The organism is Streptomyces sp. URMC 126 (genome assembly GCF_051386555.1).
Classification (GTDB): Bacteria; Actinomycetota; Actinomycetes; order Streptomycetales; family Streptomycetaceae; genus Streptomyces.
Genome location: NZ_JBPQTX010000205.1, coordinates 1 through 13,117, shown reverse-complemented (window position 1 = coordinate 13,117; position 13,117 = coordinate 1). Strand labels below are relative to the sequence as shown.

The following is a 13,117-nucleotide window of genomic DNA, read 5'->3' as shown; positions in this document are numbered from 1 at the left end:
GACATCCCCCGTCCGCCCCGTCCGCCCCTCAGGAAACGTGCCGCAACTTACGATGCCGTATGAGCGCGTCCCGGAACAGCGCCCGCGCCCGCTCGTCCCCGCTCCTCGCGGCCTCCGTCATACCGTCGTGCAGCCGCAGGCAGACAGGACACCGGTCGTCCTTCCACATCGGCGGACCGGAACTGTGCGGAAGCGGAATCACCGGCCGGCGCCTCATGCGTGCTCCCGCCGCAGATGCCGCCCCATCAGCCACATCAGCCGCTCCACCACCGCGGTACGCCGCGCCGCCGCCGCTCTCGCGTGAACGGCCTTGATCCGCCGACACGTCGCACACCGCACCGGCACCCCTGCTGTTCCCGACATCGCGTTCGAACCTCCACGTGTCCCGCCCCACGCGGGCGGGCATCAACCGTGCGGTCCAGACTTGCCGACGGACGTCCGCGACGACAGTGTTGGAGGCATCACAACTGCGGCGTGATGAAAGGGACGTTGAGCGTGGCCAAGCCGCCCGGGAGTTCGACGAACGATTATGGAACAGAGGTACGAGAGTGGCGAGTGCTGCGCGGCATGAGCCAGAGCGAACTGGGCGCGGACTGCCACTACGGCCAGTCGTACGTTTCCATGATCGAGAACGGTGAACGCATCGGTTCACGGCATTTCGCGGTCTACTGCGACGGCACTTTCGGCACGCCGGGGACGTTCGTCCGGCGGTGGGAAGAGGCTTCCCGGCGGGGGCATCCCGAGTGGTTCATCCCGTATCTGGAACTTGAGGCGCAGGCTACGGAGATCCTGGATTTCAGTTCCTATCTCGTCACGGGAATGCTGCAGACCTCCGGTTACGCCCAAGCGCTCTTCCGTGCGGCGTACCCGCGCGACGAGCCGGAGGAGACGGCCGAGAAGGTCGCCGCACGGCTGTGCCGCATCGACGTACTGGCACGCCCCCATCCCCCGCTGTTGTGGGTGATCCTGGACGAGTCGTGCCTGCGGCGCCTGGTCGGCGGGCCGGCCGTCATGCGCGAAGAGGCGCGCCACCTGCTCTCCGTGGCACAGACTCCCCACGTCACCCTGCAGGTGCTTCCCTACACCACGGGTGCGCCTCCGACCGGCGAGAGTTTCACGCTGCTGAAGCTTCAGGACACGCCCGATGTCCTGTACACCGAGGCTCAAGGGATGGGACGCGTGGTGGACGCACCCGACAAGGTCGCCCGAGCGCGCGAACTCTACGATCGCCTTAGGGCGGATGCCCTCTCCCCTGAGAAGTCGTTGACCGAACTACGCAAGGCGATGGAGGAGTTCTCACGATGACCAGCAGCCCTGAATCCCCGGGAGCGAACTGGGTCAAGTCCAGCTACAGCAGCGGTGAAGGCGGTATGTGCCTTGAGTGGGCGCCCGAAAGAGCGCCCACGGGCCTCGTCCCCATACGGGACAGCAAACGCACCCGGGAAGGCCGAACGCTCACCTTCCCCACAGCAGCCTGGCACGCGTTCGTCAGCGGCCTGAAGCACGCCGGTCAAGGGAGCCGTTGAACCGAACGACCACGTTCGGGGGGCGCCGGTAAAGCCTCTACAGGCTCCATAAAGGCCGGAACGGCCAAGAGCGCGGGGGGCTCCCCATCCCTTACGCCGCCTTCCTCCGCACCGTCTTCGCGGTGACCGCGACCCCGGCCGCCACGGCCGTGAGCAGGGTGGCGGCGACGGCGGTCGCGATGGCGCCGGTGTTCAGGTGCAGGCTCATGTCGGATGAGGTGGCCTCGGAGAGACCGGCCGCCATGCCTGTCAGGGGGGCGAGCGTCACCAGCACGCCGAGCGCGGCGCCGACGGCGACGAGCAGGGCGGTCTCGCCCGCCGAGATCAGCGGCAACCGGCGGGCGGTGCCGCCGACGGACTTCAGCACCTCGTAGTCCCGGCGGCGGTCGTGGGCCGCGATGGCCATGCTGTTGGCCACGGCGATGACGCTGTAGCCGACGGCGAGCACGATGAGCATGGAGGCGAGGCTGTCGGTGAGCCTGGCGTCGGTGTCGTAGTCGGCCAGCGCGTACTCGGCGGCGTCGTGCAGCGCGGTGCCGGGCACGGAGTCGGTGGCCTTGGCGCCATGGGGAACGAAGATGTCGTCAGTGAGGGCGGCCGGGTCATGGGTCCGGACCAGGCCGCGGGCGACCACGAAATCGCCGCGGGCCGGGTCGTCGGCCAGGACCGCTCCGACGCGCAGGGTGACGACGGCGCCGTCGGCGAACCGGACCGAGACCTTCTGGCCGTTCTCCAGGCCCAGTTTCCCGGCGGTGCGCTCGCCGAGGACGGCCTCTCCGGGCTTGTTCCAGCGCGGGTCCCGGCTGCCCAGGACGTCCAGGACGGTGGCGCCGGCCGTACTCCCGGCCCGCTCACTCGCGCCTTTCAGGACGAACGCACGGGTCGGCAGGGCGGCCTTTCCCACAGGGTTGGCCGCGACGACCTCCTCGGTGTTCCCGGGTGTGCCGTGCGGAGTGACGATCGTCTGGCCGGCGAGCTTCAGGGCCTCGCCCGCCGGGTAGGCCGCCCGCATGGTCTCCACCATGCCGCTGAGCAGCACCGCGAACCCGACGGCGGCGATCACGGGGGCCACCAGGGAGGCGGCACGGCGCGGGTTGGCGACCAGCTCCGCCCGGACGAGGACCGGGCCCGCGCCGCCGCCGCGCCGGAACGGGGCGGTCAGGAGCCGGCCGACGGGCCCGATGAACGCGGGGGTCAGCAGAGCGGCCGCGACGATCAGCGCCATGGTGGCGAAGATCGCCATGTTGACGCGGCCGTCGGCGGTGGAGGCGGCGGCGCCGACGGCGAGGAGTACACCTACGGCGAGGCCGCCGAGGCCGGCGACCCAACGGCCGTACCCCATGCCCTGGCCGGCCGGGCGGCCGGCCACGAGCGCCTCGACGGGGGCGACCCGGGCGGCCTTGCGGCCGGCGGCCCAGGCGCCGATCACGCTGACACCGACCCCGATCAGGGAGGCCGTGAGCAACGGCCAGGCCCGGACGGTGACGTCCATGTCCGGCGGGATGACGTCCAGGCCGTCGAGGACGGAGCGCAACAATGGCGTGGCGGCCACGCCGGCCGCGCAGCCGGCGGTCGAGCCGAGCAGGCCGACCACGGCGGCCTCCCCGATGATCATGCGCTTGACCTGGTGAGGGGTGGCGCCGAGGGTGCGCAGCAGCCCGATCTCGCGGCGCCGCGTACCGGTGGTCAGAACCAGCGTGGAGGCGACCACGAACACCGTGGTGAACAAGCCGAGACCGGCCATGGCGCCGATCAACTGCGTTCCCAGGAAGCGCCGGTGCTGGACGTACTCCGGTTGCGGCTCGGCCCGGCCGTCGCCGGAGAGCACGTCGCCCTCGTCACCGAGTACCTTCTTCGCGGCGGTGACGATCTCGCCGGTGTCGGCTCCTTCTTCGGCGACCAGCGCGATGGCCTGGACGCCTGGTTGCTGCCGCGCGGCGAAGGTCTCGCTGAAGTAGTAGCCGGGGCCGTCGACGGTGCCGACGACGGTGAACCGCTTGCGGCCCTCGCTGAGGTTGACGGTCAGGTCGCTGCCCGCGGGCACGCCCAGGGCGCGGTCCACCACGACCTCGTTCGCGGTGTCCGGAGCGCGGCCGGAGGCCGGCCTGTAGGGCGCCATGCGCACGCTGCCCCAGCCGTGTCCGGCCTCCAGGGCGGCCTCGTCGGTGACCGGCTCGCCGTCCTTGATCGCCTGGGCGTAGAAGGAGCGGTCCACGATGGCGTGGGCCACGCCCGGGATCTCGGCCGGCCCGGCCGCCGGCGGCTGGGCCTCGGCCTCGCTCCACGGCATCCGGTCCTTGGGGCTGCCGTCGGTGTCGACGGCCTGCCGGGGCAGCGCCAGGGCGGCGGTACCGGCGTAGCGGGGCCGGACCTCGGGCCGGGCGGAGTCGTACAGGACCAGGGTGGTCGTGATCAGGGCGGCACCGACCAGGACGGCGAGGAAGGTTCCCAGGAAGCCGGACCAGCGTTCGCGGACGTTCGCGAGGATGGGCATCAGGCCCCCAGCCGGGCCATGCGGCCGGCGATGGCGGCGGCGAGGTCGCCGTCGGAGCGACGGTCGCGCGGGAGGCGGCCGGCGATCCGCCCGTCCGCGAGGAAGACCACGACGTCGGCCACGGACGCCGCCGCCGGGTCGTGCGTGACCATCACGGTGGTCTGGCCCTCCCGGTCGACGAGCATGCGCATCATCCGGAGCACCTCGCGGGAGGTGGCGGTGTCCAGGGCGCCGGTGGGCTCGTCCGCGAAGAGGACGTCGGGGCGGGTGACGAGGGCACGGGCGAGGGCGACGCGCTGTTGCTGACCGCCGGAGAGCTCGCTGGGGCGGTGCCCGGCGCGCCCGGCGAGGCCGACCGCCGCGAGTGCGTCCGCGACCCGCTCCCGGCCCGCCTTGCGGCCGGCGAACCGGGACGGCAGTTCGACGTTCTGTGCCGCCGTCAGGGATTCGACCAGGTTGAAGGCCTGGAAGACGAACCCGACGTGGTCCCGGCGGAGTTGTGTGCGCCGCCTCTCGCTCTGCCGGCCGATGTCCACGCCGGCGAGGACGATCCGGCCGCCGGTCGGCCGCTCGAGTCCGGCCGCGCACTGGAGCAGTGTCGACTTCCCGGAGCCGGAGGGGCCCATGACGGCGGTGAAGGAGCCGCGCGGGAAGCCGATGGAGACACCGTCCAGCGCGGTCACCCGGCGCCCGCCGACGCCGTGGATTTTGCGCACGTCGTGGAGTTCGACCGCGTTCTGTACGGGAGTTGGCCTCATTGTCGTCATGCGCCGATTGCACCGCCCAGGGGGCGGACGCCGCACTGATCCCCGCTCTACTCCGAAGGTAGAGCCGGCTATACCGCGGCGCGCGGACGGCCGGGCTACGGTGACCCCATGCCTCCCACAACCGCCTGGCAAGCCATGGCCCGGCGCCCGTTGGGCTTCCTGACATCCGGCTGGCCCTGGCGGTCGTTGGCGTATCTGAGCGGTGGCGTCGTGGTCGGCGCCGCGGCCGTGCTCGTCTTCGCCCTGGGTCTGGCCGCGGGGATCGCCCTGCTCGTCGTGCTGATCGGCGTCGCGCCTCTGGTCGGCCTGGTGCTGGCCTCGACCGTGGTGGCCACCGTGGAACGCCGCCGGCTGCGCCTGGTGGACCTGGACCCGCTGCCCGACCCGCACCGGGCCCCGGACGCCCCCGGCCTGCGCGCCTGGGCGGCCACCCGGCTCAAGGAGCAGGCGACCTGGCGGGAGTTGATGTTCACGCTGCTGTCGGCGGCGGCGCTGTGGTGGCTGGATCTGCTGGTGCTCGGCTTCTCCTTCGGTGTACCCGCCGTGACGTTCGCCTCGACGGACGGCCGGACCTGGCCCTGGACGGTGTTCGGGGCGATCGTGCTGCTCGCCTCGCCCTACACGGTGACGTCCTGGGCGGGCGCGCGGGCGGCCATGTCCCGTACCTTCCTCGCCCCGCGCGACAAGGAGCTCGGGGAGGAGCTGCGCGAGGTGCGCGCCTCGCAGTCGCGGCTGCTCGACTCCTTCGACGCCGAGCGGGTCCGTCTGGAGCGCGACCTGCACGACGGGGCACAGCAGCGGCTCGTCTCGCTCGGAATGACCTTGGGGCTCATGCGTCTTGAGGTCGCCGCGGACTCCCCGCAGGCCGAGCTGCTGACCCAGGCGGAGCAGCAGCTCTCCAGCGCCCATCAGGAGCTGCGGACCCTGATCCGCGGGCTCAACCCACCGGTGCTCGCCGATCACGGGCTGGTCGCGGCGATCGAGGACTACGCCGGCCGGTTCCCGATCCCCGTGACCGTGGACCTGCGGCTGCCCGAGCGGCTGCCCAGGAAGGTCGAGACGACGATGTACTACCTGATCAACGAGGCCATGACGAACATCGCCAAGCACAGCGGGGCCACCAGCGCCCGGGTACGCGGTCACTGCCATGCCGATCTGCTGATCCTCGACATCACGGACGACGGGCACGGGGGCGTCGATCCCGAGGCGGGCACCGGGGTGACCGGACTCGCGGACCGGCTCGCGGCGCTCGACGGCCGGATCCGGGTGTCGAGCCCGGCCGGCGGCCCCACCCTGCTGCACATGGAGGTCCCGTGTCGCTTCGCCTGATCGTGGCCGAGGACGCCGTGCTGTTGCGCGAGGGTCTGGTCGGGCTGCTCGAACGAGTCGGGCACGAGGTGGTGGCGGCGGTCGGCGACGCCGACACGCTGGTCGAGGCGGTACGCGCCGAGCGACCCGACCTGATCGTCACCGACGTACGGATGCCCCCGTCGCTCCGCGACGACGGGCTGCGGTCCGCGGTGCGGCTGCGCGAGGAGTTCCCCGGGCTTCCCGTCTCGTCCTCAGTCAGTACGTGGAGCGTTCCTACGCGCTGCGCCTGCTGGACTCGGGCGGCGGGGCCGGGGTGGGCTACCTGCTCAAGGAACGGGTGGGCGCGGTGGCCGACTTCACGGCCGCGATCGAGAGGGTCGTCGGCGGGGGGACCGTGGTGGACCCGGAAGTGATCCACCAGCTGGTCCGGCTGCGCCAGGACCCGCTGGAGCGGCTGAGCGCCCGGGAGCGCGAGGTACTCGGGCTGATCGCGGAGGGCCGCTCCAACGCCGGGCTCGCGGCGCACCTGTTCATCAGCGAGGCGGCCGTGAACAAGCACATCGGCAACATCTTCAACAAGCTGGACCTGCCGGTGGACACCGAGGGCCACCGGCGGGTGCTGGCGGTCCTCGCCTTCCTGCGGGCGTGACGGGTCTTGCGGCTCCGCTCCGCTCGACGCACGAAATTCCTGTGAACTCGGTTGACAGTCTCTGTTTCTGTGAAATGCTCTGGGGGTACACAAGAGTGTGACCACGCGTCAGGCACTCTTGCTGCTACGACCAGTTCACCAGCCGATACGGAGATTGAGACGTGAACCGAATCCCTCGCATCGCCGCCGCGGCTGCCGCCGCGGCACTCGTCGTGACCGCCGCGGGCGCCGCCGTGGCCGATGAAGGCCCGGGGCGGGCCGCCATGGCGGCCCGTCAGAAGGCGGCGCGGGCACTGCCCGGTGACGCGCCGCACTTCCCCTTGGAGGTGATCGACGGGGCGGGCAAGGACTACACGTACATGTGGGGCGTGGAGGGCAAGCTGGAGCGCCGCATCGAGGGCCTCCTCGACCTGCCGGCACTGCGCGCGGCGACGCAGGTCGACAGCGACGGGGACAACTACTACGACGGGGACGCCTACTACCTCACCGCCGACCACAAGGTGATCTACGCCAAGCCGGTGGACGCGGTGGAGCGTCAGGTGGCCTCCGGGTGGGGTGACTACGACACGTTCTTCTCGCCGGGAAACCTGGGCGGGGCGAAGCAGCCCGACATCCTGGTGCGGGACAGGCAGGGGGTGCTCTGGCTCTACCTCGCCAAGGCCGACGGCTCGCTCACCGGCAAGAAGAAGGTCGGCCCCGGCTGGGGGCAGTACACGCAGATCACCGGCAAGGGCGACCTGACGGGCGACGGGAAGACGGACATCGTCGCCCGTGACAAGTCCGGGGTGCTCTGGCTCTACAAGGGCACGGGCGACTGGGCCAAGCCGTTCCAGGGGCGGACGAAGATCGGCGGGGGCTGGAACCAGTTCAACCTGCTGCACGGGGCCGGCGACACGGACTACGACGGGCGTACGGACCTGCTGGCCCGCGACAAGGCCGGGGCGCTGTGGCGCTACAAGGGCACGGGCAAGGCGTCCGCGCCCTTCGCGGCCAAGGAGAAGATAGGCAACTCGGGCTGGAACCAGTACCGGATCCTCTACTGACCGGATCCTCTGCTGACCGGATTCTCTACTGCCCCACGAGCAGGGAAGGGGGAGGGACGGACGGGCGGACGGGCGGATGCACTGCCGGGCGGACGGCCCGGTGGTCGGTCAGTCGGTGCCGGCGTGCGTCGGGAGGGAACGCCGGCACCGCCCCCGCCCCTCCCTCCGCTCGGCTTCCGGTTCTCAGCCGCGGCCCAAGTGCCGCAGGTACGCGGCACGGTTGAGCGGGTCGCCGTCCGTCCGGTCCCGGACCGGCGGGGTGCCGGGGCAGGGCAGGTCGTCGGCGGGCGCCGACCACCAGAGCCCCTCGCCCCGGGTCAGCGCCGGGAGGCGCCGTTCCACCGCCGCCACCCGCCGCACGGGGACGGTCCCCTTGATCACCCATGCCCCGTGGCCGGGGGCGGTGTCCGTGATCCGGGCCCCCTGCTCGGCGAGGAGACCCGTCGCGGCGCTCAGCGCGTCGGCGGGCACCTCCATCTCGTAGGCGTGGCACGGCTCGTACACCCGGGTGCCGGCCTCGGCGAGGGCGCGCATCAGGACGAGGGGGGTCAGTGAGCGGAAGTCCGTCCCGGTGCTCACCGGGCTGGCGTAGCCGGAGTGGGTGAGGGTGACGACGCAGTCGGTGACCGGCCAGCCGTACAGGCCCTGGCGGAGGGTGCGGCGGGCGGTGTCCTCGATGGCGCGGTCGAAGCCGAGGGGGATCGCCCCGAGTTCCGTCTCCCGGCGGAAGACGACGCCGGAGCCGGGCGCGCCGGGGTCGACCCGGAGGCCGATGGTCGCCCAGAAGGCGGGCGTCCGGTGGCGGTCGATGCCCTCGTAGGCGGCGCCGCTTCCGGACGGACGTTCGCGGAAGACGGTGCGGCTCTCCTCGAAGACGGCGTCGACCCCGAATTCCTCGGCGAGGGTGGCGGCGATGATCTCCTTCTGCACCTCGCCGTAGAGCAGGACGGAGATGCCGGCGCCGTCCGGCAGGGGGCGGGTGCCGATCAGCGGGTCCTGGTCGGCGAGGGCGGCCAGCGCGGCGTAGAGGCGCGGAGCGTCCTCCGGGCGCCGGGGCCGGACGACGGTCTCCAAGCTCGGCGGGGCGAACCGCGGTGCCGCGTCCTCGTCGCCGGGTCCCGGGAGGGGGCCCAGCCGGTCGCCGACGCGGACGCCGGGCAGGCCGCGGAGCCGGGCGATCCCGCCGGGAGTGAGCCGGTGAGCGGTGCCGGGCGGCGCTCCGACGACCTCCAAGGCCGTGACGCGGCCGGTGAGTTCGCCGACGCTGCCGTCGGGGCCGTGCCGGTGCAGGGTGACGCGGTCGCGGCGGTCCAAGGTCCCTGAGAAGAGGCGGAGGTAGGCGGTCTTCTCCCCGTTCGCGCCTCGCTCGACCGCGAACACGGTGCCGACGGGCGGGGTCGGCTCGGCGGCGGCGGCCGGAGTGGCGGCGGAGGAAGTAGCGGAAGCAGCGGCGTCGGTGCTTGTGGTGGTGGAGGAGGTGATGGGTGAAGTCGGTGGGGAAGGGGCGGACGTTGCCGGCATCGGGGTGACCCGGCCCGGGAGCCAGCGGGCGATGCCGTCGAGGAGGTCCGGCACGCCTTGCCCGGAGTGGGCGGAGCCGAAGTAGAGGGGGTGCAGCAGGCCGCGGGCCGTACGGTCGGCGAGGCCGGCCCGGAGGCGTCCGGCGTCGGGGATCCGGTCCTCGACGAGATCGGCGAGGAGGCCGTCGTCGTCTTCCGCCAGGGCTTCGGCGACGCGCTCGCGGAAGGCCGGGTCGTCGAAGGAGCCGGAGAGCGTCCGGGCGTCGCGGGTGCCGATGGCGTGCACGGTGTTCATGGGGACGATGCGCGGTGTGAGCCGCGTCCGGACGGCCGCCAGGGTCTCGGCCTCGCACGCCCCGGACCGGTCGATCTTGTTGACGAACACCAGGGTGGGCAGGCCGAGTCGGCGCAGGGTCTTCATCAGCACCCGCGTCTGCGCCTGCACTCCCTCGACGGCGGACAGGACGAGCACCGCGCCGTCGAGCACACCGAGGGCGCGCTCCACCTCGGCGATGAAGTCGCTGTGGCCGGGGGTGTCGATGAGGTTGACGTGGAGTCCGTCGAGGGGGAACGAGGCGACGGCGGAGCGGATGGTGATGCCGCGCCGGCGTTCGATCTCGCCGGAGTCGGTGCGGGTGGTACCGGCGTCGACGCTGCCGAGCCGGTCGATGACGCCGGTGTCGAACAGCAGGCGCTCGGTGAGGCTGGTCTTACCGGCGTCGACGTGCGCCAGGATGCCGATGTTCAGGAAGCCCCGCGTGGCCTGAGCGGCCGGGGTGGCCTGAGTGGCCGGAGTGGTGGAAGTGCGCATCAGGGGAGAAGTCCTCGGGAACGGTCGTCCGGTCAGGGCGCTGGATGTTTCCGAGGGCCTGGCGCATCGTCCGGTCGTCTCCCTTGTGCGACATGGGGTGGGCGCGGGCCATGGTGCCAGCGGCAGGCGTGGCGCGCGAGGGATTTTCCGGCCCCGTCGCCCGAACGGCGTGCCGGAGGAGCGGGGGAAGGCGCTGGTCACCGGGTCCCCCGGGGGCGGGGTCGCGGATCTTCGCAGTACCTCCGGGCGAAGTCCACCCCTGGCTTTGTGAATTGGTTCACACCGACCTCTTGGCCGGGCCCGGTTCCCCGTGCTGTGATCGGAGCAGGCTTGGCTTCCAGCTCGACGGCGCGCTTGGGGAGGGCACTGTGGCGGAGACCGCCATGCGGAATTCTGGCTTGACGGAACCATGGGGACCACAGGGGCCGAGTCCGCAGGACGGACCGCTGGAGCGCGCGGTGTGGCGGCTGCGTTCACGGGCCTGCTGGGAGGACGCCGCCGAGCTGATCGCCCCTCGCGCGGCCACCGATCCCGGCGCCGCCCGGTGGCGTACCGCCGTGCTGATCGAGCGCTGTGTGTTCACCGCGGAGGGGTGGAGCGCCGCCGAGGACGCGCTGCGCGGCGCGGAGGCGCTGGCCACGGACGACGAGGAGCGCGGCGCGGCGGCGTGCGAGCGCGGTCATCTCGCCTACCTGTCCACTCTTTTGGGGGTACGTGACCGGGCGGACGAAGCACGTTCCGCTCTGGGGCGCGCGGCGGCCCTGCTCGCGCCCCGCTCCCCCGGCCGTCCCCTGCTCGACTTCCGCCGCGGCCTGATCGCCCAGCACCTCTCGGACAACCCCTCCGACGCCACGGCCGCCTTCCGGCGGGCCCACACGGGCGCGACCGAGCACGGGCACCAGCTGCTGCTCTCGTTCACCTGGCGGCACTTGGCGGCCATGGCCGAGCACGACGGCCGCACCGCCGACGCCCTGCACGGCTACACCGAGTCGCTGCGCATCCGCGAGGAACTCGGCTATCTGGTGGGCATCGCACCGGCCCTCGTCTCACTGGCCGCCGTCCTCCCGGACCCGGCCGGGGCGACCCGGCTGCGTGAGGAGGCGGGACGGCTGGTCCGGCTGCTGGGCGGGGTCCCCTCCTGGCTGGTGGACCGACTGCCCCCGCGCCCGGCCGACCCCGTGGACACGGCGGACGGCTGACCGCGCGGAAGCTGGTCCGGGCGAGGGACGCCCCGGACGGGCGGGCTCGCCTCCGGGGACGCCCGCCCTACGGTGGACCGCATGGACGACACGGCCCCGGCACCCCCTCCGACCGGGGCGGACGCGGATCGCGCCGCCCTGGAGGCCCCCCGGCTGAAGGAGCGTTTGTACGCGGCGATCACCATGATCGCGGTGGTGGTGGGCCTGGCGTACTCCGGACACGTCGAGCCCGCGGGCGCCGCCCTGTCGGTCGCGGGCACGGCCGTGGGGCTGTGGCTGGCGTCCCTGGTGGCGGACAGCCAGGCGTACCGGGTCGTCCACGCACGCGGGCTCGGCCGGCAGCGGACGCGGGAGCTGCTGTTCGTATCGAGCCCGCTGCTGCTGTCCGCCGTGGGACCGCTGCTCCTCATCGGGCTGTCCGCCTGTGCGGTGGTGCCGCTGCACACGGCGCTGCTCGCCGCGGCCGTCGTGAGCGTGGGGGTGCTGTTCGCGTGGGGCTGGTACGGCGGCATCCGCATGGGCGCCGGCACGGCCCTCGGCCTGCTCGCCGGGGTGGCCGACGCGGCGATCGGCACCGCCGTCGCCCTGGTCAAGGCCGCCGGCCACTGAGCGGGCCCGGCGCTCACGTGGGCTCGGAACACTCCGCCGGCCCCGGCGGTCAGCCGGCCGCGCCCGTCGAACGGGAGCCGGTGGCGCGGCCGGTGGAAAGACCGCCCGTCGAGTGGTCCTCCGGCGCACGGCCCCCCGATGCGTGGCCCCCCGTCGCCCGGCCCCCCGCGTAATGGCCGCGCACCAGCGTTTCGACGGCCGGCAGGTCGCGGGCGGCGAGCGCGTCGAGCAGCGCGAAGTGCTCGGCGGCGTCGGCGACGAGTTCCGCCGCGTGCCGGGCCGGGCCGTCGGGAGTCGGCCACTGTGCGCGCCGGTGGAGCTCGTCGGCGACGGTGACGAGCTGGCGGTTGCCGTCGAGCCCGAGCAGGGCCCGGTGGAAGGCGCGGTCGGCCTCGGCGTAGGCGGCGCGGTCGCCGGCCCGGGCGACGGACGCCGCCGTCTCCGCGAGCGGCAGCAGTTCGCGCCAGCGTGACGCGGGCAGCGTACGGGCCAGCCGGAGCAGGACGGGCACCTCCAACATGCCACGCACCTCGGCGAGTTCGGCCAGGTCACGGGCGGACCGGCTGGTGACCCGGAACCCGCGGTTGGGCACGGCCTCGACCGCGCCCTCGGCGGCCAGTTGCTGCATGGCCTCCCGCACCGGCGTCGCCGAGACCCCGAACCGCTCGGCCAGCACCGGGCCCGAGTAGACCTCCCCGGGTATCAGGTCACCGCTGACCAGGGCCTTGCGCAGGGCGTCGAGCACCTGGCCGCGTACGGAGTAGCGCGTGGGCATCCGCCGGGCGACGCCGGCCGCCGGCGCGCCGGCCCCGCGGGCGTGGCCGTGACCGCCGTGCCCGGGGCCGGTACAGCCCTGCCCGGCGAGCCCGAACTCACCCAGGCCGCACTCGCCCTGCCGGTGCCCGCCGTGGCCGTGTTCGACGTGGCCGTGCCCACCACGGCCGTGCTCGGCGTGAGCGTGCTCGCCGCGCGCACCGGCGCCGTCGGCGGGCGGTACGCGGGCGGGCGCGCCGGTCCGCGGCTGCGGCACGGCCGGGTGGGGTCTGCCCTGCTCCATGAGAGGTCCTCCTATGTCTCCATTCGAACCATAGGCGGAGGATGCGACGACTCAAACCCCGATCGCCACGAAGCAGGGGATTCCCCGGGTCTCCTTTCCCTCACGGCCCCTCCCACGACCCCCTCTCACGG

General features: G+C 73.0%; 10 protein-coding genes and 1 pseudogene. 7 read left to right on the top strand and 4 right to left on the bottom strand.

The window, feature by feature from the left end; translation table 11 throughout:
* Window positions 1-477 precede the first annotated feature (477 nt).
* Window positions 478-1,305: a helix-turn-helix domain-containing protein gene (locus ACSNOK_RS22640; RefSeq protein WP_436782581.1), complete on the top strand. Its 828-nt coding sequence runs from the start codon at window positions 478-480 to the stop codon at window positions 1,303-1,305.
* Entirely contained in the window at window positions 1,302-1,526 is a 225-nt protein-coding gene (locus ACSNOK_RS22635) for a DUF397 domain-containing protein (protein WP_436782580.1), read from the top strand. Before ACSNOK_RS22640 ends, ACSNOK_RS22635 begins: the two co-directional genes overlap by 4 nt.
* A 91-nt stretch (window positions 1,527-1,617) precedes the next feature.
* Here ACSNOK_RS22635 and ACSNOK_RS22630 read toward each other — a convergent pair whose 3' ends face one another.
* Both ACSNOK_RS22630 and ACSNOK_RS22625 read right to left on the bottom strand, forming a co-directional pair.
* Window positions 1,618-4,020, bottom strand: a complete 2,403-nt coding sequence (locus ACSNOK_RS22630) for an FtsX-like permease family protein (protein ID WP_436782579.1) — start codon at window positions 4,018-4,020, stop codon at window positions 1,618-1,620.
* Window positions 4,020-4,787 carry an ABC transporter ATP-binding protein gene (locus tag ACSNOK_RS22625; protein WP_436782578.1) on the bottom strand — a complete coding sequence of 256 codons (768 nt, stop codon included), beginning with the start codon at window positions 4,785-4,787 and terminating at the stop codon, window positions 4,020-4,022. Before ACSNOK_RS22625 ends, ACSNOK_RS22630 begins: the two co-directional genes overlap by 1 nt.
* Window positions 4,788-4,895: 108 nt before the next feature.
* On the opposite strand from ACSNOK_RS22625, the gene ACSNOK_RS22620 reads away from it, so the two are divergent.
* The 3 genes and pseudogenes from ACSNOK_RS22620 (at window position 4,896) to ACSNOK_RS22610 (ending at window position 7,790) form a co-directional block, all read left to right on the top strand.
* Window positions 4,896-6,116 carry a sensor histidine kinase gene (locus ACSNOK_RS22620; protein WP_436782577.1) on the top strand — a complete coding sequence of 407 codons (1,221 nt, stop codon included), beginning with the start codon at window positions 4,896-4,898 and terminating at the stop codon, window positions 6,114-6,116.
* Window positions 6,101-6,747, top strand: a pseudogene (locus ACSNOK_RS22615) (response regulator). Before ACSNOK_RS22620 ends, ACSNOK_RS22615 begins: the two are co-directional and overlap by 16 nt.
* 161 nt (window positions 6,748-6,908) lie before the next feature.
* The gene (locus tag ACSNOK_RS22610) at window positions 6,909-7,790 is read left to right on the top strand and encodes an FG-GAP repeat domain-containing protein (protein ID WP_436782576.1); all 882 of its coding nucleotides are present in this window, start codon (window positions 6,909-6,911) and stop codon (window positions 7,788-7,790) included.
* 183 nt (window positions 7,791-7,973) lie between these two features.
* On the opposite strand, the gene ACSNOK_RS22605 is transcribed toward ACSNOK_RS22610, so the two are convergent.
* Window positions 7,974-10,121, bottom strand: a complete 2,148-nt coding sequence (locus ACSNOK_RS22605) for a GTP-binding protein (RefSeq protein WP_436782575.1) — start codon at window positions 10,119-10,121, stop codon at window positions 7,974-7,976.
* A gap of 383 nt (window positions 10,122-10,504) precedes the next feature.
* Here ACSNOK_RS22605 and ACSNOK_RS22600 point away from each other — a divergent pair, with 383 nt between their 5' ends.
* Together ACSNOK_RS22600 and ACSNOK_RS22595 are read left to right on the top strand one after the other, a co-directional pair.
* On the top strand, window positions 10,505-11,320 hold the full coding sequence (locus tag ACSNOK_RS22600; protein ID WP_436782574.1) for a hypothetical protein: 816 nt from the start codon (window positions 10,505-10,507) through the stop codon (window positions 11,318-11,320).
* A gap of 81 nt (window positions 11,321-11,401) precedes the next feature.
* On the top strand, window positions 11,402-11,929 hold the full coding sequence (locus ACSNOK_RS22595) for a hypothetical protein (protein ID WP_436782573.1): 528 nt from the start codon (window positions 11,402-11,404) through the stop codon (window positions 11,927-11,929).
* Window positions 11,930-11,978: 49 nt separating this feature from the next.
* Here the strand turns inward: ACSNOK_RS22595 and ACSNOK_RS22590 are convergent, their stop codons facing one another.
* A complete protein-coding gene (locus ACSNOK_RS22590) occupies window positions 11,979-12,986 on the bottom strand; it encodes a GntR family transcriptional regulator (RefSeq protein ID WP_436782572.1) in 1,008 nt (335 codons plus the stop codon).
* Between the last annotated feature and the right edge of the window lie 131 nt (window positions 12,987-13,117).